We start from the raw sequence: 21,288 nt of genomic DNA on the forward strand, positions 1-21,288 counted from the left end.
GGTTTAATTTAGGCATCAATTTGCCTTATTGTATTAATCCATTAAAGGACTGTAAGGCTCAACAACTACCTTTTCACCTACCGAGACATTACCTCTATCTTGCTCCAGTACGATAAAGCAATTAGATTGGCTCATTGAGCTAAATACACCAGAACCTTGACTGCCTGTTGTATTAACAATTAATTGCCCTTGCTCGTTGACTGAATAAGTCCCACGTTGAAAATCAGTTCGTCCTGGGGCTTTAGATAATGCATCCCGACATATCGCATTAAAGCGCACAGCCGGTTTTATTTTCTCCCCACACATTTTAGCCATTGCCGGTACAGCTAGTTGGTATAGAGTGACGATAGCGGAAACAGGATTTCCTGGCAACCCAAAAAAGATACTGTTTTGTAACTTACCAAAAGCAAATGGTTTTCCTGGTTTAATCGCTAATTTCCAAAAACCAATTTCCCCTATTTCATTTAAAACATCTTTAATAAAATCTGCTTCGCCAACTGAAACACCGCCACTAGTGATCACAACATTAGCTTGTTGGTCAGCTTGAATCATAGCATCTCGAATCAAGGTATAATCATCTTTAATAATACCAAAATCGATCACTTCAACGTTAAGTCGAGATAACAAAGCAATAATACTATATCGATTACTATCGTAAATATCCCCTTGCGCTAATGGCTCTCCTAAACTTTTTAGTTCATCACCAGAAGAAAGCACCGCCACTTTTAATTTTCGATACACTGCAACAGTTGCAATACCCAATGAAGCTAAAAGCGGGATATCACGTGGAGTTAATTTGTGACCTTGTTGTAATACTGCTTGTCCTACTGTTAAGTCTTCACCTGAAAAGCGTATATTATTGTTGACCATAGCGCTCTGTGTAAAAGTAATTGAATCACCTTCAGCAATGCACTTTTCTTGCATCACAACACAATCAACTGAATCAGGAACAACAGCGCCTGTCATAATACGAATACAACAACCGCTTTTAACTTCGCCTGTAAAAGGTGCGCCAGCAAATGATTTTCCAACTAATGTTAATTGTATTGGATTATTCTCACTACCTTCTTTTATATCATTCGCATGTAATGCATAACCATCCATCGCTGAGTTATTAAATGGTGGAACATTTAATACTGAAACAATGTTTTCAGAAAGAGTGAAACCTAATGCTTCAGATAAAGGTAAAGTGATTGTTTCACATACATTGGATAATGAATCTTGCATTTTTTGCAATGCTTCTGATAACGGCATTAGCCCATTTGTATCGCAACAGCTCATAATGTTCACTCTTATTTTTATTGTTGATTAATAATCATTTTATTGTGTCTGTTTCCACTCTAGCGTGCAATTGAACAAACTAAATAATTAGCGCTAGGATCAATGAATACAGAAAAAACAGGCTTGAATGTCTTTTTTTTATGCACCTTTATTTATCTTCTGACTTAGTTGATAAAAAATTAGCCACTTTGATCCCTTTCAAATTGGAAAAGCAACTTTCAATTGCAGTCGCAATAAAATCTTCAATAAAAGCTAACGACTTTTGTTCTTCACGTACCGCAGCATAAAGTGTGTTCCATACGCCCTCTTTACCTAAACGACGAGCAACGACATAATCTTTTTGTAAGTATTCAAACAATGCCCAATTAGGTAAACCTGCAACACCTCTCCCACTTGCCACTAATTGCAACATCATTAATGTCATATCAGCATGACGAATTTTAGCGGGTACCACACCAGCTGGCGTTAAGAAGTGATTAAAAATATCTAAGCGTTCTTTCTCTACAGGATAAGTGATCAAGGTTTCAGATTGTAAATCTTCAGCATCAATATAAGTTTTATTCGCTAAAACATGATGACGGCTTAATGCCAACATGGGTTGGTAACTAAATAAAGGAATATAAGTGATCCCTTCAATCTCTTGTGGATCAGAGGTCACCACTAAATCTAAGTTGCCTCTTTTTAATGCAGGTAAAGGTAAAAAGCTAAAGCCGCTGGTAAAATCTAATTCAACCTCTGGCCAACTATCACGAAAGCGATCAATCGCTGGCATTAACCATTGAAAACAAGAGTGGCATTCTATCGCCATATGTAAGCGCCCAGCATCTCCAGAAGCAAAGCGAGATAGATCTCGTTCAGCATTACGAATTTGCGGCAGAACCTGATCTGCAAGCTCTAATAAACGTAACCCAGAAATAGTAAAACGAATTGGACGTGATTTACGCATAAATAAAGAACAATTTAAACGCATCTCTAACTCTTTAAGTTGGTGCGATAAAGCCGATTGCGTGAGGTGTAATTGTTTAGCCGCTTCCACTAAACTGCCTGCTTTATTAAGTGTTGATAATGTTTTTAAGTGTTTAAATTCAATCATAAGGAGTCCAAATAAAGCATAAAAAGAATAGTAAATTAAGCAAAGTTCATTATATTAATCAATTTTACTGAATGATTGAATTTAATTAATAATTATCTGCATTTACTTTCACATATTTTTTATTTCAACTTCACTAAATCAGTTAGATGAGGTACTTTATCCGACTGTTCCAAGCACTATGTAAATTAGTTTTAAGGGGTTTAAATGTATATTCGTTCAAACAAATTAGATAATGTCTGTTATGACATTCGCGGTCCTGTATTAAAACAAGCGCTAAAATTAGAAGATGAAGGTCAGCGCATTCTTAAATTAAATATAGGTAACCCCGCCTCATTTGGTTTTGAAGCCCCAGAAGAAGTATTAATGGATGTGATCAAGCATTTACCAACGAGCCAAGGTTACTGTGATAGCAAAGGGTTATTTTCGGCTCGTAAAGCGGTTATGCAACATTATCAAGGCAAAGGTTTATTATCTTTAGACACAGATGATATTTATATCGGTAATGGTGTAAGTGAACTTATCGTAATGGCGATGCAAGGTTTATTAAATAATGGTGACGAAATTTTAATACCTGCACCTGATTACCCACTATGGACAGCTGCAGCAAATTTATCTGGTGGTAAAGCCGTTCATTATGTTTGTGATGAAGAATCTGACTGGTTTCCAGATATTGATGATATTAAATCAAAGATCACTTCTCGCACCAAGGGTATTGTTTTAATTAATCCTAATAATCCAACGGGTGCCGTTTATAGTAAAGATTTGTTAGAGCAGATTGTTGAGTTAGCACGTCAACATAACTTAATTGTTTTCTCTGATGAGATTTACTCAAAAATTGTTTACGACGATGCGGTACATATCCCATTAGCAACCTTAGCTGACGATATTTTAATTGTTACTTTTGACGGATTATCAAAAGCTTACCGTGTATGTGGGTTCCGTGTAGGTTGGATGATGATCAGCGGAGCAAAAAAACAAGCACGAGATTATATCTCTGGTATAGAGATCCTCGCCAGCATGCGCTTATGTGCCAATGTACCCATGCAACATGCAATTCAAACTTCTTTGGGTGGTTATCAAAGCATTAATGAATTAACCGTTCCCGGTGGACGTTTGTATGATCAAACACAAACAGCTTGGAAGTTAATTAATGATATTCCAGGATTAAGCTGTACCAAACCCAAAGGCGCTTTATACCTGTTCCCTAAATTAGACTCAAAACGTTTTAATATTAAAGATGATCAGCGTTTTGCCATGGATTTATTAGTAGAAGAAAAAATATTAATAGTACAAGGCACAGGCTTTAACTGGCATAAACCGGATCACTTCCGTATTGTATGTTTACCTCGAGTTGATGAAATAACAACAGCGATTCAGAAAATCGGTCGCTTCTTAGATGGATACAGTCAGTAGATATAAAGTTCAACAACCACCCGCTAAAATAGGTGGTTGTTTCATTTTCAAAACTTATAATTAAAAAGCGAGTTGTTTTAACTGCTAAAGTAGATCAGCTATTGACTACGATTGGTATCAGTCACTTCAATGTTAGCTATTTAATTTTTTAGATCGAAAAGAGTTAGCAAATAGAGTTAATCCTCCACCAAAAAATAATGCCAGCATAGACAGCCCTATTCTTGCTTCTGTTACATAACCTACCGTTAATAATAAAATACCAACTATCATTAAGCTTACCCCAATCACTAAACATACGCCTGGATAACGGCTTAACAAAGAACGAGAATGCTTTCTGTGGCTTCCTGCTTTACGTTTATATTTTTTAGCTGACATCACTATTTACTCCATTCTACAGTTTCATCAAACCTATTGTTATAATACAAAATAGATTCTCTAAAATCGCATGTCAGATCACGCATTGAGGTTAAATTTGAATTAATTATTACCAACTTAACTATTGCGGATAACTAAAGTATTGCTTTAATAAATGGAATGGTAATAGGTAGAATAACAATGTGGAATGGATTAATAATAAAGCTTAAACCACTCATGTTAGATTATGGCGGCTAAGCAATATTAAGGCAGTAAAGATAAGATAAATTTGTGGTTAATCTGCTCTTATTTTTATCTGCTTATTGGCTGTAATTAGGATAATGGGCCATACAGTTTATCCGTTAAGCGCACGTGTACTGTTATTTCTTCTCGATCATGATACAAGTGTTTTGCTTGTAGCTCATAGTTAAACCCGGCTTCATCAATCATATCAGTTAATATTTTTAAATCGTCTGTCGCTTCTTGATAGCGTTGTTTCATTGGTAGCTTAAGATTGAAAATAGCTTCGTTACACCACCCCTCAATTAACCACTTTGCCATTAACTTCGCAACACGTTTAGGTTTTTCAATCATGTCGCAGACTAACCAATGAATATTTTTACGTTCTGGCTCAAATTTAAAGCCATCTTCCATATAATGGGTCACTTGCCCTGTTTCCATTAAACTTTCGGCCATTGCACCATTATCAACACAACTTACAAACATGCCTCGACGTACAAGTTGATAGGTCCAACCACCGGGACAAGCCCCAAGATCCACAGCACGAAGACCTGAGTGAGCACGCAACTCTTGCTCTTCTTTGCTTAAAAATGTTTGAAAGGCTTCATCAAGCTTTAAAGTTGAACGACTTGGAGCTTCATTGGGGAAACGTAATCGCATGATCCCCATATGTTCATTACTACGATTATTAGGGATAGAATAACCAACGTAAGCTGTTTCATAATCCATAAAGCAAACATGCAAACGTTGTTTTTTCGGATTTTCTTTATTAGTTAAATTATTTTTCTGTTTCAACTTCTGCCTAAACGGTACAGTAAATTTACGGCAGAAAGTCAGTAAAGGTTTAGTTTCATCACCTTCAGGACATTCAACGTAAACATCACCTGACATAGGTAAGTTTCTTGTCACTTCTAAAATAGGACTAATACGATCTTCTGCGGGTAAATTTTCTAGTAGTTCAACAGCAACAATCATTTGTCGAGCAAAAATAAGTTGAGCAAAATTAAGCTGTTGCGCTAATGACTCAACTTGTGAGGGATCGTAACAATGATATAAAACAAAACCGCTATTTTTTAATGTTTTAACATAACCAAAAACGTCTAACTCACTCGCTTTTGCTTGGATCTCATTTGCACAGTCATTTTCAAAACCTGGACGACAATATAATAGAATACCTAACATACAAACCTCAATTTATTCACTCTAGAATAAACCTTTATTTTTGTTTAAATAACATAGCAAAGCCAAGGCACAACCATGCACAAATAAGTAATAGACCACCCAATGGGGTGATCAAAACAAGTAACTTAGTACCAGCAAAAACCAAATAATACAAACTACCACTAAAGCACAAAATACCTAGAGTAAAACACCATAAACTGAAAGAAATCAAAGTGCGAGAAATAGATTTCCCAACAAATACTGAGTTTAATAATGAAACAATTAATAAGCTAATTGCATGAAACAACTGATATTGTGCAGCTAGTTGTACTTGTGATATTCGAGCGGCACTTGCCCATGCAGATAAACCATGACTTGCATAAGCCCCAAACATAACCGCAGAGGCCCCCAAGAAGGCAGCAACAGCAATAAAGAAACGGGTTTGATTAGATAACGTAATCGATGGCATGAGTTTATTGTCTACCAATTATTCAGTATCAATAGCATCTAAGCTTTTAGCTAGCTCGTCCATTTGCTTCATTTGCGTTAAGAAAGGTACTAACTTATCAAGTGGTAAAGCACATGGTCCGTCACATTTGGCATTAGCTGGATCTGGGTGAGATTCTAAAAACAATCCCGCAATACCTTGAGACATACCAGCAAGTCCAAGCTGCACAACCTGACTTCTTCGCCCATCTGCACTATCACTACGCGCACCAGGTTTTTGTAATGAATGAGTAACATCAAAAATAACAGGATACCCAGTTTCTTTCATGGTACTAAAACCTAACATATCAACAACGAGGTTGTTATAACCAAAACAACTACCACGTTCACACAAAATAATCTTGTCATTTCCCGCTTCATTAAATTTAGTAATAATATGCTGCATTTCATGAGGTGCTAAAAATTGTGCTTTTTTGATATTAATAACAGCATTGGTTTCAGCCATCGCTTTAACCAAATCAGTTTGACGACTTAAGAATGCTGGTAATTGGATCACATCAACCACTTCAGCTACAGGTAGTGCTTGGTATGGTTCATGAACATCAGTAATAATAGGCACGTTAAAAGTAGATTTAATTTCTTCAAATATACGCAAACCTTCTTCTAAGCCTGGTCCACGATAACTATTAATAGAAGAGCGATTTGCTTTATCAAAAGAAGCTTTAAACACATAAGGAATATTTAACTTACTTGTCGCTTCAACATAAGTCTCAACCATTTGCATTGCTAAATCACGAGACTCTAAAACATTCATTCCACCAAATAAAACAAAAGGAAGATCATTAGCAACATCAATGTTACCTACTTTAATAATTTTCTGGCTCATCTGCTCTCTCAATTAGTGACGACTTTAACTAACAAAGTCTAATTTTGTTGAATTAATGGATAGTTTGAGTAATTAGCTCATCACCCATTTGTGTAATTTGTAATTTTAATAAATTAACAATCGGATCTTCCGGGCACTGCTCAATGAAAAAAGTAAAATCATTACAAGCTAACTGAAAACAATCTAATTGTTGAAATAAAAAACCACGGTCTCGTACTTCAAACGCATCATCAGGATCCAGTCGTAATAAAATATCACTACATAATAATGCTAACTCAATTTTTTCAGATTGAATATAAGCCGCTTTTAGTACATTTACGTAACGCTTAATGATGGTTTCATTATTATCAGCTTCTAACATATTTGAAGTTAAACGAGCATGGTTGCCTAATTGACCACGAACTTTTAATTCTAGGTGTTTGCGATCAACCAATTCACCATTAAAAGGGTCAACATAAAGCGATTCATTATCTATGTTAACTTTGACAATAAAACCACTAGGGAAACAGATCCCCTGCGCAATAAAGCCAGTCTCTTTAAGCATTTCAATTAATAAAATACCTAAACTGATAGGCACACCTTTACGGCGAGATAAAACTTTAGAGAGCAATGCATTTTTAACTTTAAAAAAAGCTTTCCAATCACCACTAAAACCTTGAGTTTTATAAACACTATCTAATAAAGCTTGTAGTTTATCTTTGTTAATTTCAGTGTTGTTTTTTAATTGTGATTTTAAAACAATCATTTGCAAACGTAATGCATCATTAAATTTAACAATAGATTGACCTGTTATTTCAGATTCAGCCATGCTCGCTAACTGTAAAAGCGAAAAATTATTGTAGTCTATACCTTCAAAAATGAAGTTTGTTTTAGTTTCTTCAACTTGTGTTTCATTAACAATTAATTCTTCCGTAATTGCTTGTTCAATTCCATTCTGCTCAAGGGCAATTTGCTCATCTAATTCCATGCTTTATCCCACTAATAAAATGGCCTGTTTGGTGATGGCTAATTTAGCAATAAAAGCGAGCCACCCAAAAGCACCGATAAATGTAATCCACTGAATATGTGTTTTTGTTTTCTCATTTAATGCCACTTGCACCATGATAAAGTAAGCCGCAAACGCAATTAACTTCTCTAACAACCAAGCATTGCCTGTGGCAAATGGATTTAAGTGTAAATATCCCATCAAACCTAACCCTAAGGCAATAATAGTAAAGGTTGAATGCAACTGAATTTTTTTAAAAACAACTTTTTGTGAATTTGCATTATTTGTTTTTAACCAATAAAAACGAACAATAAATAAAATGACAGCGATTAAAATAAATGTCATATGTGCATGTTTTAAAATTGAATACATATTTTCCCTAAGTGTATTTAAATAGTTACTTCTTTATGCGTTAATGCATAACCTAACGTAACACGGTCATTTTGACCATAATCTTGGTGTGTTGTGATGCTTGCAAAACCATTCTTCTTTAATAAATCTTGTACTGCACTTGCTTGTTCAAATCCATGTTCAAACAATAAACAACCACCTACTTTTAAATATAATTTTGCTTGTTCACAGATATGACGAATATCTGATAAACCTTGTTCATTTGCGACTAACGCTGAAATCGGCTCAAAACGCACATCACCTTGATGCAGGTGTTTATCATCAGCATCAATATAAGGTGGATTGCTAACAATTATATCAAACCGACCTTGCACATTATTAAACCAATTACTTTGTTGAACAATGACATTTTTAAGCTGTAAATTATCAACATTTTCTAGAGCTAGCTTAACTGCTTCTTCGCTTTTATCTACCGCGACACAAGTTGCATTAGGTAATTCACTTGCAAGCGCTAAGATAATAGCACCAGTGCCTGTACCTAAGTCGAGTATATGAGCATCATGACTCATCTTTTGTTGTACAATATCAAGTGCGACTTCTACTAATATTTCAGTATCAGGCCTTGGGATTAAAGTACTATTATTTACTTTTAACGGCAGGGACCAAAATTCTCTCTCTCCCGTTAAATGAGCAACCGGTATTCCCTTTATTCTCTGCTCAATTAATGCTTTGAAACCTAATGTTTGCTGCTCTGTTAATTCTCGCTCAGGCCAAGTCATTAAATAAATAGTTTGTTTATCTAATACAAAAGCAAGTAATACTTGTGCATCTAATAATGCAGAATCACTGTTGCTCAGAGTTGACTCTGCCCATGTTAATGCTTGATCAATACGCAATTACAACGAACCCTGTGCTAATGCAGCAAGTTTGTCTGCTTGATCTTCTTGTAGAATAGGATCCAGTAAAGCATCTAATTCCCCTTCTAATACTTCATTTAAACGGTATATCGTTAAATTAATACGGTGATCACTTACTCGACCTTGTGGGTAATTATAAGTACGAATGCGTTCACTACGATCACCACTAGCAACTAGACTACGGCGAATATCTTGCTCTTCCGCATTATTTTTTTCATCTTCAGCTTGTTGCAAACGAGCTTGTAGTACAGACATCGCTTGAGCACGATTTTTATGCTGTGATCGTTGATCCTGACATTCAACAACTGTTCCCGTTGGTACGTGCGTAATACGAATAGCCGAGTCAGTTTTATTAACATGCTGACCACCAGCCCCCGATGCACGGAAAGTATCAACTTTTAAATCAGCAGGATTAATTGAAATAGCTTCAGATTCTGGAATTTCAGGCATTACCACTACAGTACATGCAGAGGTATGAATACGGCCTTGTGATTCAGTTTCTGGAACACGTTGTACACGGTGACCACCTGATTCAAACTTCATTAAACCATAAGCACCGTCGCCTTCGATTTGCATGATGACTTCTTTAAAACCACCTTGCTCGCTCTCATTGCTATTCATGACTGTCATGCGCCATTTTTTGCTATCAGAGAATTTACTGTACATACGGAATAAATTACCTGCAAAAATTGCCGCTTCATCACCACCAGCACCGGCTCGAATTTCAACAAAACAGTTACGATCATCATTTGGATCTTTTGGTAACAATAATATTTGTAGTTGATCAGCTAATTTTTCTACATTTTCTTTTGCTTCAACGATTTCATCTTGAGCCATTTCACGCATCTCTTGATCATCGTCTTCTAACATTAATTCAGCAGCAACAAGATCTTCCTGAGCGGATTGAAATGCTTTAAAAGAAAGCACAACCTCTTCAAGTTGTGAATACTCTTTAGTTAATTCTCGGTATTTATCTTGATCCGCCATGGTTTCAGGATCACCTAACAATGCTTGAACTTCTTCATAGCGTTCAACTAATATTTCTAATTTTGCAACAATTGATGCTTTCATGTTTGTCTCTTTTTATGAATAGGTTAATAGCTTAACTATTAGTTTTATTCGTTATAATTCGTCTTTTGAGCTTAACCCTAAAGTCGCTCTTAATAACATTAACTCTTGCTCATCACCTGTTTGGCTAACAGAGGTTAACGCTTGAGTAGGATGATGGATAAGTTTATTTGTTAATTTGTACGCAAATTCTTTTAATACTTTTTCACTATCATTGCCATTCGCTAATGAAGTAATAGCACGTTGTAATAATTCATCTCTTAATTGCTCACTGTTTTGACGATATAAACGGATACTTTCAACCGCTTTTAATGATTCTTGCCAAGCGATAAAGTCTTCAACGCAAGTAACAATTATTTTCTCTGCTTCGATAGCAGCTTCCGCTCTAGCTTGTTTATTCTCTTCAATAATACCTTGTAGATCATCAACGCTATAGAGGTAAGCATCATTTAATTCAGAAACTTGGGGTTCAATATCACTAGGAACAGCAATATCAATAAATAACATGGGTTGATGACGACGATGCTTTAACGCAGTTTCCACCATACCTTTACCAATAATAGGTAATGGGCTTGCAGTTGAAGAAATAATAATATCTGATTCAGCAAGATGATTTGGTATTTCACCTAAGGTAATTGCTTTTGCATCGAACCTATCAACCAGTTCCATTGCTCTTGCCAGTGTTCTATTCGCAATAGTAATGTTAGGCACTTCGTGTTCTAACAAATATTTACCTACTAGTTCAATCGTTTCACCCGCACCAATGAGGAGTACTCGGCTTTGTTTTAAATCACTAAAAATTTGTCTCGCCAAACATACTGCAGCAAAAGCTACGGAGATAGCATTTGCGCCTATTTGTGTTTCAGTCCGAACACGTTTTGCAACAGTGAATGCATGTTGAAACCATTTATTTAATATTTTATTCGTTGCTTTTTCTTGGTTTGCTGTTGCAAAAGCTTGTTTAATTTGCCCCAGTATTTGTGGTTCACCTAATACTAGAGAATCTAAACCACACGCAACACGGAATAAATGCGCCACGGCCTCTTGGTTTTGATAACAATAAAAATTATTTTCAAAACTGCCTGCATCAAGATGATGAAATTGGATCAACCAATTTAATAACGCATCACTCTCAGTTTCATTGGTGTAACAATATATTTCACAACGATTACAGGTAGAAATAATAACGGCTTCTTCAATAAACGGTTGCGCTAACAAATCTGCATAAGCAGCAATCAAAGAATTAGGTGCAAAAGCAACTTGTTCTCTTAATCTCACTGACGCAGTTTGATGATTAATTCCTAACGCAAATAATGGCATTTATATAATTCACAGATACAAGAAAATGAAGCAAAATAAAAGAGCTGAATTCTACGTAAATTTGCAGCAAATTTAAAGCGAACTCTGTTTCTACTGCATATTTAGTCTTATTTTTAATCAATTAATGCTTAACACTTGACTGATAAAACATAAACACAAAATTTCTTCGCTTATATTTTTACTTGTATGCTCTGCTTGGGTATCATCGAGTCAAAATATCTATCACTAAAGCATCGACGAGATCATGATCATTAAAAAAATATTTTTCTGCCTTGCAATCAGCTTTTCACTTTCTGGTTGTACTTATTTATACGATAAATTTGTATACCAAATAGATGTTACTCAAGGTAATTACATCGACAGTGCTAAATTAGCACAAATCGAAATTGGCATGACACAAGAACAAATTATCTTTGTATTAGGTTCCCCTATGCTTATTGATCAATTTGATTCATCTAAGTGGTATTATGTTCGTTATATCAAACCCGGTGGTGAGAAAGTACAACAATCTCAAATCATACTAACCTTTAAAGATAAAAAATTAACGGAAATTAATAGTGAAAATACAGGCGAAGATAATCCGTTAGTTGAACAATCTGCAGAGAAAAAAGAACCAAATGAAGCAGCAGAAAATGCGCAACCTAATAAGTCTGTGACTTCTGAATAAAGCGGATTATTGAATGAGTGAACTTAAAAGGGATATCAGTTGGTATTCCTTTTTTTATAGCTATTTAAAGTGCGCTAACTCACCTTTAACAACAAATTATTATTTTCCCTTGATCTAGCCCAATTTCATCAACACAAAGCTTTGCATTTTGTTTTCTAATACCTATGATGAAAGTTCCTCTCAACATAGAAGTGAACAAAAAAATGACTAAAAACTACTCAGATACATTTTTTGAAGAAATCAAATTACTTGCTAAGTTCCCTGAAAAATCACAGTTAGAAGGACTAAAAATTCATAAAGAAGCCGCACCGTCAGTTATCCAAGCAGCACAATCTCTTTTCGATAAAGGTTTAATCTCTCAACGCGATGGCGGATATTTAACAGATAGCGGTTTAGAAACAGCCTCACATCTACACCATGTATTAATTGCTTTAAAATAAAATCCCAATACCGATAGTTTTACATCTGATTTTTTAAAAACGTCAAAAAATAATATGAATTGCTGTCCATTACCTTGTTGAGTAAATAAGCTCAACAAGGTACATTCAGCCTTTTGATTCTGTAAAGGCTATATTCTATGAAAGTTATTTCCTTCAATATTAATGGACTACGCGCTCGTCTTCATCAATTACAAGCAATTATTGATAAACACCAACCCGATGTAATTGGCTTACAAGAGATCAAAGTACATAATGATGCATTCCCTGTTGAAGCTGTCGAAGCAATGGGATACCACGTTTATTATCATGGCCAAAAAGCACATTACGGTGTTGCTATGTTATGTAAACAAAAACCTTCAGCCGTTCAATATGGTTTTCCTACGGATAATGAAGATCACCAAAAGCGCATGATAATGGTGACAATTGATGATCAAGATGGACAACCAGTACATATTCTCAATGGTTATTTCCCTCAAGGTGAGAACCAAACGCATGAAATAAAATACCCATACAAACGTCAATTCTATCAAGATTTAAATACATACCTTAATACACATCATACTGCTGACGATCAGGTTATTGTCATGGGAGACATTAATATTTCACCACTAGATTTAGATATTGGTATTGGTGAAGTTAATGCAAAACGTTGGTTACAAACCAAAAAATGTAGCTTTTTACCTGAAGAACGTGAATGGCTGGCAACGTTAATGGGGTTCGGTTTTACTGATACATTCCGCTTATTACACCCAGAAGAAAATGAAAAATTCAGTTGGTTTGATTACCGTTCTCGTGGTTTTGATGATAACCGGGGTTTACGCATTGATGTGATTTTAGCCACTGCAACATTAGCAGAGAAAACCGTAGAAGCAGACATTGATTATGAATTAAGAGGAATCGATAAACCTTCAGATCATGCGCCTATCTGGACTGAATTTGCATAAAATAAGAGCCTGTAAATAATACAATAAAGCTTGTCACCCACTTTGTAACAAGCTTTATTGACTAAATTAAAAATTGATTTAAATTTTGGGCCAGTTTAATTGATCACATCTATCCAATAACAATAACTTATCCTGACAAGATGCTAATAAAAACTCTTTTCCAGCTTCAGGAGTAACTATAAAGTTGAATGATTGTTGAGCATAATCAAATTGAATTTGATACGCATGTAAATAACCACGATCGTAACGGTATGCGTCTTCTGTAGCATAAATAAGATCGCCACAGATCGCGCTTCCAATACTCTTTAATGCAACACGAATTTGATGCGTTTTCCCCGTTTTAGGTTTAACAACAAACAAACGTTTTCCATCACCTAATGCATAACTAAAAAACTGAGTGATCGCTATATTGTCTTGTTTTCTTGTAAGCTTCCACATTGAACGACGTGACTTCTCCATTCCACCTTTAATCAAGCCCTGTGTCTTTTTAGGTTTTTTATCAGAAATAGCTAAGTAATATTTTTGTATTTGTTGCGTTTTAAATAATTCAGATAACCCATTAGCATCTTGTGATGATTTCGCTAACAGTAATAAACCCGAAGTCATTTTATCTAATCTATGTACGCTATACAGTTTTTGTTTTAAAGCTCGCTCGGCAGCAACAACAACACCAATATCCCCTTCTTCAGTATGAAAGTTAATACCTGCTTTTTTATTGATCACAACAAAGTATTCATTTTCAGCCACTAAAGTAAAATATTGCTGGTATTCAGTCATTGCTTGTATTGCTTTAGGCATATTTATTCTCAATAAAAATAGTGATAGTACTTTTGTTATTATTATTCATCTATGTTTAAAACTTGAGCGGCACAATAAGCAAGGTTAGTTAATAACTGTGGCAGTATTTGTAATATCTCAGCAAAATCTGGTAACTGTTCAAATAGATCTAACAACTGTTGATCAACTTCTTCACTTGGTGCCAATTTACTTAGTAATAAAATACTCGTTTGTAATAAGTTTTGTGTGTTTTCATCTTCATTAGTCACTAACCATTGTTCATTAAAACATTCAATAGCTGCTAAATATCCTGCTGCAAATTCTACAGCTTCGACAGTTAATGCATCATTATCTAACCATTCTTGACAGTTTAGTTCGTCAAGTGATGTTGCTTCTGCATATAAAGATTGAAGATGAGCAACAAGATTTAATACTCTTTGTGCGTATTCTGTCGCTTGTTGTTCATCAGTAAAACTAATATCAACACCATCACGCCATAAATAGGACAACCATTGTTCAAGATCTACCCCTTCAGGTATTGCTTGAATACTACAAATAAAACCAAGTTGATAATAAGCGGGTTGTAACTGTTCAGTTAATGGATGTGTTTTATTAAAATGAATAAAATCCATAAAAACAGAATTTTGATGATCGTGTAACGAATCATCAGTTAGGTTATGCATAATAGGATCCTATCGTAAAAATACAGCTCTAATATAGATATAAAAAAGCCCACCCAAAGGTAGGCTAAATGAATAATAGCTATCTAGTACTATCTAGTACAACAATTTTGATAAATCATATAAATCTTGACGGAATGGGCGCTGCATATTATCTAAACAGTCAATAATATCATGATCGATCAGCTCACCATTTTTAATACCAATACAACGAGCACTTCGACCTTCCATCAATACTTGTACCCCATAAGCCCCCATTCGACTTGCTAAAATACGGTCAAATGCCATCGGTGAGCCACCACGTTGTATATGCCCTAAAATAGTAGCTCGAGTATCGCGATTGGTTTTTGCTTGAATACGTTTAGCTAATTCATTGATATCAGTTATGCGCTCAGTGATGGCAACAATCGCATGTTTTTTACCTTTTTTCTCACCTAACTCAATTTGCTTGATAAGACTATCTTCATCAAAATCTTTTTCCGGTAAAATAACGTACTCACTACCACCAGCAATCGCAGCCCATAAAGTTAAATCACCACAATGGCGTCCCATAATTTCAACAATTGAAATACGATTATGTGAAGAAGAAGTATCACGTAATCGATCAACTGCATCAACTACAGTATTTAATGCCGTCATAAATCCAATGGTATAGTCTGTTCCAGCAATATCGTTATCAATCGTGCCAGGAAGCCCAACACATGGGAACCCCATTTCACTTAACTTTTTAGCTCCCATGTAGGAACCATCACCACCGATCACTATTAACGCTTCGATACCGTGTTTCTCTAATACTTTGATTGCTTCTTGACGAACACTTTCTTCTTTAAATTCAGGAAAACGAGCGGTACCTAAAATTGTTCCCCCGCGATTGATAATATCTGATACTGAATGGCGATCTAGCTGCTCAATTTTATCTGCATGTAAGCCGGCATAACCATCGTAAATACCAAACACTTCAATACCGTTAGAAATACAACTACGCACAACGGCTCGGACTGCACAATTCATTCCCGGTGCATCACCGCCACTTGTTAAAACTCCAATTTTTTTAATCATAATTGTCCTCCACCAAAGAATGTTAGTTAGTAAAAAATAGTAAGCGTTGAACTTAATATATTATAAATAATGTCATTTGATGAATATTGATCACGAGGAGCACTTGCACATCATTTTCAGTTAAACAATCAACAACTTGATTAACAGCATACAATAATAAGGGCTGAATTAAACAACAATATTAGTAAAATCATCATAAAAAATATTTTTATGATGATTATTTATAAAGAGCTTAAATTATTTTAAATTGTCACAAATATGCAATAAAAACGAGGTAATGTATTGGAAATTAAAAAAGGAGAATAAAATGAAAAATAAAAAGAAAGCATTTAGAAATAAACATATTTGGTTTTCAGTATGGAATGCAAAAACATCACAACTTAGCCCAAAATGCGATGATGAATATCGCCCAATCCGTCAATCCAACCGTTAAATAGAGCCTATAAATATATACTCTTTTGCTTGAGGAGTATTAATTTATAAATCAACAACAAACATTTTCGCTAACCATTTCCTCCCCTCTAAAAAACAAAAGCAGGTTAAAAAACCTGCTTAAAATAGAGCTTATGAATACGATTATAAATACTAAGTAATTAACCTAGTCTATCTGATGCAACTGCATAAGATGGATCTTCAATAACATTTATTTCCACTAATACACCTGCTTTATGTAATAACTTACGACAATCTTTACTTAAATGGCGAATATGTAATTTCTTGCCTTCTTTTACATAACGTTCATTAAGCACACTGATTGCCTCAATAGCGGAGTGGTCAACGACTCGTGAGTCATAAAAATCTACAACCACATGACGAGGATCATTTTTCACATCAAACAATTCTAGAAAATTACTTACAGAGCCAAAAAATAATGGCCCATTAATACCGTAATATTTTTCACTATTATCATCATTAGTTTCACATTTAGCATATATGTGGCGAGCATGCTCCCATGCAAATACTAATGCAGAAACAATAACTCCAACAAATACAGCGATCGCTAAATCTGTTACTACAGTTACCCCACTCACTAGTACAATAACAAATGCATCTTTACGCGGTACATTACGCATCATTTTAAATGAAGCCCATTCAAAAGTACCTAACACAACAATAAACATCACCCCCACTAATGCAGCTAATGGAACCACTTCAATTAAACTTGATGCGAATAAAATAAAAGCTAACAAAGCTAATGCAGCAGTGATCCCCGATAAACGACCACGTCCGCCTGAATTAATATTAATCATCGACTGACCTATCATCGCACAGCCCCCCATACCACCAAAGATGCCATTGACCATATTAGATGCACCTTGCGCAACACACTCTTTATTAGGACGGCCACGTGTGCCTGTCATTTCATCTACAACGGTTAGCGTTAATAATGATTCGATTAAACCAACTGCAGCTAAAATTAATGAATAAGGTAAGATAATTTTCAAGGTTTCTAAACTGAATGGTACGTCAGGTAAAGCAAATGTAGGCAATGTACCTGCAATGGTCGCATTTTCATCACCACTCATGCCTTGCAAGTAATCTAATACGGTACGAGTATCTAACGCAGGAATAAAATAGACTAATAAAGTTACAACAAGAATAGCGACTAAAGTTGAAGGTACTGCCGTTGTTAATTTTGGTAAGAAGTGAATAATAGCCATAGTCAATATAATTAAGCCGAGCATTACATGTAAAGCACTTCCTTCTAACCAGACTAGTTCACCACTTGCATCAATAATTTTAAATTGTCCTAATTGCGCGAGAAAAATAACAATAGCTAAGCCATTTACAAAACCAATCATAACCGAGTGCGGTACCATTCGGATAAATTTACCAAAATGTAATGCCCCACAAATGATTTGAAATAATCCCGCTAAGAGCACTGCAGCAAAAAGATATTGGACACCATGTTCAGAAACCAAGGCAACCATAACAACAGCCATTGCACCTGTAGCGCCTGAAATCATACCTGGGCGCCCACCGAATATAGAGGTAATTAATCCCACCATAAATGCTGCATATAACCCCACCATTGGGTCTACCCCTGCCACAAAGGCAAAAGCTACTGCTTCAGGAACCAGTGCTAGTGCGACAGTTAAACCAGAGAGCACATCATTTTTAACACTGCTTTTATTTATTTGGGGGAATTCGAACACCGCTGTAGTTCCTTTTAGGGCTAAATATAGGGCGCGTAGTATATCGTTGATTTCGACGAACAGCAAAATAAACAAAACTTAAAGTATTTTATAAATAGAATAACAATAAGATCGCAAAGGAAATAACAAGAAGATAAAACTAAATAGGTAATACTATTACCTTTTAGATTATGATTTATTCTCCTTCAATAGCTCCCTTAATCTTATGATTTATAGAAAAATACCCTCTTCATTTTTGCTACTTAAATAATCATTAAATATAAATTGATGCTGGCTTGGCTATTTGAACACTTAGATTCAAATAACAAATTTAGAAATGACGTCCTTAATATTCACAAAAAGAACGTAGATAACTAGCCTGATGATAAAAGATTAATTAGAAAACTCAGTTTCAATTTCCCACGCTTTTTGATGGTATTGATACAGTGTATTACTCCCTAAATAGTTAATTTTTATTTTATCTTTATCGATATAAAAATCTTTATTAAACATAAATGCGCCCTGCAATAAAGGCAAGGTTAACCATTTGGTAGGTACTTCAATTTCTTTAAAAGCAGCTAAACGTTGCGAAGGAGCACTTCCCCGCTTGCTTGCAATCGTCCATCCCCATTCTCCAAAAGAAGGAACATTTTGGTGATATTGCTCAGTATTATATCCCGCTTGTTGTAATGTTTTTGCAATAGAAATAAAAGCGGATTGAGCATGAAAAGGTGATGTGGACTGCACTACTATTACACCATCACCACTTAATAGATGCTGTAAACGATAGTAAAAATTAACACTATATAGTTTATTTAAATCTGGGTGACTTGGGTCGGGTAGATCAACAATAATGGTATCAAAAGTTTGTTTAGTTGCTAATAAGTTATCTATCGCAATAAAGGCATCGTCATTAATAACATTTACACCAGGTTGATTAAAACTATCTTGGGTTAGATCTTCCACTTTATGGCTTAAATGAGGAGGTAAAAACTGCTCTGGATTTTTAAACAATTCCACCAATTGACTATCTAAGTCGATTAAAGTAACAGCTGAAGGCTTCCATTTTTGAACCTCTCTCAAAGCTAAGCCATCTCCACCACCGACAATTAATACTTTATCATGGCGAGCAGAAGCTTGCATGGCAGGATGTACTAAAAATTCATGGTAGATATGCTCATCTAAACTCGAGAATTGCAAACGTCCATTAATGTAAAAATTATAGATAGGATCATAACCACCACCTAATAATCGTTCTGTAAACACAAGGTTTTGATATGGTGTTTGTGTTTGATAAACCACCTTATCAAGGTATAACATGTTCTGCATTTGCTTTTGCCAATGTCCACCAAAAACAAACATTAACACCACTAATAATGCTAAAAATCCATGGCCTATTAACAATCTCACTTTATGGCGAAGATAAACTCTAAAACGAACTAAGAAAATAAACCCCGCAATTAAGTTAAGTGATGCTGTTAAGGCGGCTGCTTGGCTAATTTCAATATTGAGCATAAACAACACCCAAATTGCAGCACCAACACCAGCACCAATATAATCTGCACCGTATATAGTACCTGCATTATGTGCTAAATGGTGACCGTAAATCGTTTCTCGAATACGCGCAATAAGGGGAATTTCCATACCGATTAAAAAGCCTAAAACAAATGCAAATAGATACGGTAATTTAATACTCATCCAATTTAATGTTGCTAAAAAGTCTCCTTTAACTAATACATCATTTGGTATCTGATAAGTATCGGCAATAACTTGTGGTAATGTTTGGCTGAAGCCAATCACTGAGGCAATAAATAAAGTCGCACTACAACCAATAAAAGCAACAACTAATTCAAGAACAACAAACCCTTGAAAGGCATCTTTCACTTTTTTAGCAGCAAAAGCGCCAAGCCCCATAGATACAATCATAATACCAATGATGGCATAAATAACCGTTTCTACGCTGCCTAATATACGAGCAGAATAATGTGATAAAAGATACTCATAAATTAATCCACAACAAGCTAATGTCGCCATAATTAATATTAATAAAGTATCATCAACAAGCAACTTTACTTGTTTATTTTTGAGTGCATTTTCCTGCATAAATTTACATTCACTTATAAAAAAGGCCATCAATTAGATGGCCTAATAGTTAATTTGGTTTAAATTATGACATTAAGGCCATTAATAATAATGCAATTGAGAATGAGGTTGCGAACTCAATAATGGCGATACCAATATTTTGCTGGTCTTCTACTTCTTCACGGCGGTTAATTCCCCATAAAACAAGATACTTAGCTATCGTCGTTAATATGGTTAATGAAGCCATCAAGACAATACTGATAATCACCCATTGTGCTAAACCAACCCACAGTGCGTCCATATCAAAAACAAGAAAATAACTTGCAGCAGTCACTGACATTGCAGTTGAAATTAAATAACCGCTGTAACGAATAGATAAAGCAACGTGTTCATTGATTAATGCCGTTTGGAAAGAAATACCGTTATTTTTAGCGTATTTCCATTCAAAAACGCGTGTAATAATAACCAACATTATCTGCGATACGATCCAAGCAGCAGCTAATGCGATGAATGTTTTAACGCTAATTCCATCAACCCAGATAATCGCAGCACGTACCACAATGGCAGTAGCAATAACAGATGCAGCATCGACAATACCAACCGCATTATTACGGTTTAAAATTAGTTCATGCTTATCAAACGCAGGTAATGCAAATTTATCGTGAATATAACGTCCCGCTTTAATTAAAATTAAACCTGCTAAACCATAAGCAAGCATACCGATAAACTCTATTTGGTATGATCCTGCTAATTCACCTGTAATTGCACCACTTAATGCAATCCCCATCGCGGCAACACCACCCGCTAAACTAATACCATAAGCAAAATTGTCTTTTGTTGCTAATTCATCTGTAGTATCAACTTTACCAATCATTCCCATGGTGTAACGAATGCCAGTTAATAATAAAATGGCAACAACCATATCAATTACTAAATAACCAATCAGCGAACCGCTGTATCCTAATGTTGTCATTAACTCATTCATGTT

At 35.3% G+C, this 21,288-nt stretch carries 22 protein-coding genes; 5 read left to right on the plus strand and 17 right to left on the minus strand.

Annotated elements, in window-relative coordinates; genetic code table 11:
• Positions 1-33: 33 nt before the first annotated feature.
• Together moeA and E2R68_RS02490 are read right to left on the minus strand one after the other, a co-directional pair.
• Entirely contained in the window at positions 34-1,281 is a 1,248-nt protein-coding gene (gene moeA / locus E2R68_RS02485) for a molybdopterin molybdotransferase MoeA (protein ID WP_134275931.1), read from the minus strand.
• Between the two features lie 148 nt (positions 1,282-1,429).
• Positions 1,430-2,374, minus strand: coding sequence for a LysR family transcriptional regulator (locus tag E2R68_RS02490; RefSeq protein ID WP_134275932.1), 945 nt, complete (start codon positions 2,372-2,374; stop codon positions 1,430-1,432).
• A 204-nt stretch (positions 2,375-2,578) separates the two neighbouring features.
• Between E2R68_RS02490 and E2R68_RS02495 the strand changes: the two genes are divergently transcribed.
• Entirely contained in the window at positions 2,579-3,787 is a 1,209-nt protein-coding gene (locus E2R68_RS02495; RefSeq protein ID WP_134275933.1) for a pyridoxal phosphate-dependent aminotransferase, read from the plus strand.
• A gap of 132 nt (positions 3,788-3,919) precedes the next feature.
• Here the strand turns inward: E2R68_RS02495 and E2R68_RS02500 are convergent, their stop codons facing one another.
• From E2R68_RS02500 to hemA, 9 genes are all read right to left on the minus strand, one after another.
• Positions 3,920-4,162, minus strand: coding sequence for a hypothetical protein (locus E2R68_RS02500; protein ID WP_134275934.1), 243 nt, complete (start codon positions 4,160-4,162; stop codon positions 3,920-3,922).
• A gap of 312 nt (positions 4,163-4,474) precedes the next feature.
• Positions 4,475-5,563, minus strand: coding sequence for a 23S rRNA (cytidine(2498)-2'-O)-methyltransferase RlmM (rlmM, locus tag E2R68_RS02505; protein ID WP_134275935.1), 1,089 nt, complete (start codon positions 5,561-5,563; stop codon positions 4,475-4,477).
• A 34-nt stretch (positions 5,564-5,597) separates the two neighbouring features.
• Positions 5,598-6,011 (minus strand): DUF423 domain-containing protein, encoded by a 414-nt coding sequence (locus E2R68_RS02510; protein ID WP_134275936.1) that lies wholly within the window; start codon positions 6,009-6,011, stop codon positions 5,598-5,600.
• Positions 6,012-6,029: 18 nt separating this feature from the next.
• Entirely contained in the window at positions 6,030-6,875 is an 846-nt protein-coding gene (gene kdsA / locus E2R68_RS02515; protein ID WP_134275937.1) for a 3-deoxy-8-phosphooctulonate synthase, read from the minus strand.
• 52 nt (positions 6,876-6,927) lie between these two features.
• The gene (locus E2R68_RS02520; protein WP_243834578.1) at positions 6,928-7,842 is read right to left on the minus strand and encodes a SirB1 family protein; all 915 of its coding nucleotides are present in this window, start codon (positions 7,840-7,842) and stop codon (positions 6,928-6,930) included.
• A gap of 3 nt (positions 7,843-7,845) precedes the next feature.
• The gene (locus tag E2R68_RS02525) at positions 7,846-8,232 is read right to left on the minus strand and encodes a SirB2 family protein (protein ID WP_134275938.1); all 387 of its coding nucleotides are present in this window, start codon (positions 8,230-8,232) and stop codon (positions 7,846-7,848) included.
• Between the two features lie 17 nt (positions 8,233-8,249).
• Positions 8,250-9,107, minus strand: coding sequence for a peptide chain release factor N(5)-glutamine methyltransferase (gene prmC / locus E2R68_RS02530; protein WP_134275939.1), 858 nt, complete (start codon positions 9,105-9,107; stop codon positions 8,250-8,252).
• A complete protein-coding gene (gene prfA, locus E2R68_RS02535; RefSeq protein ID WP_134275940.1) occupies positions 9,108-10,199 on the minus strand; it encodes a peptide chain release factor 1 in 1,092 nt (363 codons plus the stop codon). It lies immediately after the preceding gene.
• 51 nt (positions 10,200-10,250) lie between these two features.
• Positions 10,251-11,516 (minus strand): glutamyl-tRNA reductase, encoded by a 1,266-nt coding sequence (gene hemA, locus E2R68_RS02540; RefSeq protein WP_134275941.1) that lies wholly within the window; start codon positions 11,514-11,516, stop codon positions 10,251-10,253.
• A 244-nt stretch (positions 11,517-11,760) separates the two neighbouring features.
• On the opposite strand from hemA, the gene E2R68_RS02545 reads away from it, so the two are divergent.
• The 3 genes from E2R68_RS02545 to xthA all read left to right on the plus strand — a co-directional run bounded on the left by E2R68_RS02545 (position 11,761) and on the right by xthA (position 13,567).
• Positions 11,761-12,183, plus strand: a complete 423-nt coding sequence (locus E2R68_RS02545; protein WP_134275942.1) for an outer membrane protein assembly factor BamE — start codon at positions 11,761-11,763, stop codon at positions 12,181-12,183.
• Between the two features lie 203 nt (positions 12,184-12,386).
• Positions 12,387-12,623 carry a TIGR02647 family protein gene (locus tag E2R68_RS02550; protein WP_134275943.1) on the plus strand — a complete coding sequence of 79 codons (237 nt, stop codon included), beginning with the start codon at positions 12,387-12,389 and terminating at the stop codon, positions 12,621-12,623.
• Between the two features lie 137 nt (positions 12,624-12,760).
• Positions 12,761-13,567 carry an exodeoxyribonuclease III gene (gene xthA, locus E2R68_RS02555; RefSeq protein ID WP_134275944.1) on the plus strand — a complete coding sequence of 269 codons (807 nt, stop codon included), beginning with the start codon at positions 12,761-12,763 and terminating at the stop codon, positions 13,565-13,567.
• 78 nt (positions 13,568-13,645) lie between these two features.
• Here the strand turns inward: xthA and E2R68_RS02560 are convergent, their stop codons facing one another.
• The 3 genes from E2R68_RS02560 to pfkA all read right to left on the minus strand — a co-directional run bounded on the left by E2R68_RS02560 (position 13,646) and on the right by pfkA (position 16,083).
• Entirely contained in the window at positions 13,646-14,365 is a 720-nt protein-coding gene (locus tag E2R68_RS02560) for a TIGR01621 family pseudouridine synthase (RefSeq protein WP_134275945.1), read from the minus strand.
• Positions 14,366-14,406: 41 nt separating this feature from the next.
• Positions 14,407-15,027, minus strand: a complete 621-nt coding sequence (locus tag E2R68_RS02565) for a UPF0149 family protein (RefSeq protein WP_134275946.1) — start codon at positions 15,025-15,027, stop codon at positions 14,407-14,409.
• 93 nt (positions 15,028-15,120) lie between these two features.
• Entirely contained in the window at positions 15,121-16,083 is a 963-nt protein-coding gene (pfkA, locus tag E2R68_RS02570) for a 6-phosphofructokinase (protein WP_134275947.1), read from the minus strand.
• Positions 16,084-16,390: 307 nt separating this feature from the next.
• Here pfkA and E2R68_RS14180 point away from each other — a divergent pair, with 307 nt between their 5' ends.
• The gene (locus E2R68_RS14180; RefSeq protein WP_279587466.1) at positions 16,391-16,516 is read left to right on the plus strand and encodes a hypothetical protein; all 126 of its coding nucleotides are present in this window, start codon (positions 16,391-16,393) and stop codon (positions 16,514-16,516) included.
• A 160-nt stretch (positions 16,517-16,676) separates the two neighbouring features.
• Here the strand turns inward: E2R68_RS14180 and E2R68_RS02575 are convergent, their stop codons facing one another.
• From E2R68_RS02575 to E2R68_RS02585, 3 genes are all read right to left on the minus strand, one after another.
• Positions 16,677-18,239 carry a SulP family inorganic anion transporter gene (locus tag E2R68_RS02575; RefSeq protein WP_134275948.1) on the minus strand — a complete coding sequence of 521 codons (1,563 nt, stop codon included), beginning with the start codon at positions 18,237-18,239 and terminating at the stop codon, positions 16,677-16,679.
• Between the two features lie 372 nt (positions 18,240-18,611).
• Positions 18,612-20,321, minus strand: a complete 1,710-nt coding sequence (locus tag E2R68_RS02580; protein WP_134275949.1) for a polyamine aminopropyltransferase — start codon at positions 20,319-20,321, stop codon at positions 18,612-18,614.
• Positions 20,322-20,385: 64 nt separating this feature from the next.
• On the minus strand, positions 20,386-21,285 hold the full coding sequence (locus tag E2R68_RS02585; protein ID WP_208380104.1) for a DUF350 domain-containing protein: 900 nt from the start codon (positions 21,283-21,285) through the stop codon (positions 20,386-20,388).
• Between the last annotated feature and the right edge of the window lie 3 nt (positions 21,286-21,288).

The organism is Psychromonas algarum (assembly GCF_004376845.1).
GTDB lineage: Bacteria > Pseudomonadota > Gammaproteobacteria > Enterobacterales > Psychromonadaceae > Psychromonas.

Coding starts and splice junctions, on each gene's coding strand:
- moeA (WP_134275931.1), bottom strand. CDS start 1,281: ATGAGCTGTTGCGATACAAATGGGCTAATGCCGTTATCAGAAGCATTG.
- E2R68_RS02490 (WP_134275932.1), bottom strand. CDS start 2,374: ATGATTGAATTTAAACACTTAAAAACATTATCAACACTTAATAAAGCA.
- E2R68_RS02495 (WP_134275933.1), top strand. CDS start 2,579: ATGTATATTCGTTCAAACAAATTAGATAATGTCTGTTATGACATTCGC.
- E2R68_RS02500 (WP_134275934.1), bottom strand. CDS start 4,162: ATGTCAGCTAAAAAATATAAACGTAAAGCAGGAAGCCACAGAAAGCAT.
- rlmM (WP_134275935.1), bottom strand. CDS start 5,563: ATGTTAGGTATTCTATTATATTGTCGTCCAGGTTTTGAAAATGACTGT.
- E2R68_RS02510 (WP_134275936.1), bottom strand. CDS start 6,011: ATGCCATCGATTACGTTATCTAATCAAACCCGTTTCTTTATTGCTGTT.
- kdsA (WP_134275937.1), bottom strand. CDS start 6,875: ATGAGCCAGAAAATTATTAAAGTAGGTAACATTGATGTTGCTAATGAT.
- E2R68_RS02520 (WP_243834578.1), bottom strand. CDS start 7,842: ATGGAATTAGATGAGCAAATTGCCCTTGAGCAGAATGGAATTGAACAA.
- E2R68_RS02525 (WP_134275938.1), bottom strand. CDS start 8,232: ATGTATTCAATTTTAAAACATGCACATATGACATTTATTTTAATCGCT.
- prfA (WP_134275940.1), bottom strand. CDS start 10,199: ATGAAAGCATCAATTGTTGCAAAATTAGAAATATTAGTTGAACGCTAT.
- hemA (WP_134275941.1), bottom strand. CDS start 11,516: ATGCCATTATTTGCGTTAGGAATTAATCATCAAACTGCGTCAGTGAGA.
- E2R68_RS02545 (WP_134275942.1), top strand. CDS start 11,761: ATGATCATTAAAAAAATATTTTTCTGCCTTGCAATCAGCTTTTCACTT.
- E2R68_RS02550 (WP_134275943.1), top strand. CDS start 12,387: ATGACTAAAAACTACTCAGATACATTTTTTGAAGAAATCAAATTACTT.
- xthA (WP_134275944.1), top strand. CDS start 12,761: ATGAAAGTTATTTCCTTCAATATTAATGGACTACGCGCTCGTCTTCAT.
- E2R68_RS02560 (WP_134275945.1), bottom strand. CDS start 14,365: ATGCCTAAAGCAATACAAGCAATGACTGAATACCAGCAATATTTTACT.
- E2R68_RS02565 (WP_134275946.1), bottom strand. CDS start 15,027: ATGCATAACCTAACTGATGATTCGTTACACGATCATCAAAATTCTGTT.
- pfkA (WP_134275947.1), bottom strand. CDS start 16,083: ATGATTAAAAAAATTGGAGTTTTAACAAGTGGCGGTGATGCACCGGGA.
- E2R68_RS14180 (WP_279587466.1), top strand. CDS start 16,391: ATGAAAAATAAAAAGAAAGCATTTAGAAATAAACATATTTGGTTTTCA.
- E2R68_RS02580 (WP_134275949.1), bottom strand. CDS start 20,321: ATGCAGGAAAATGCACTCAAAAATAAACAAGTAAAGTTGCTTGTTGAT.
- E2R68_RS02585 (WP_208380104.1), bottom strand. CDS start 21,285: ATGAATGAGTTAATGACAACATTAGGATACAGCGGTTCGCTGATTGGT.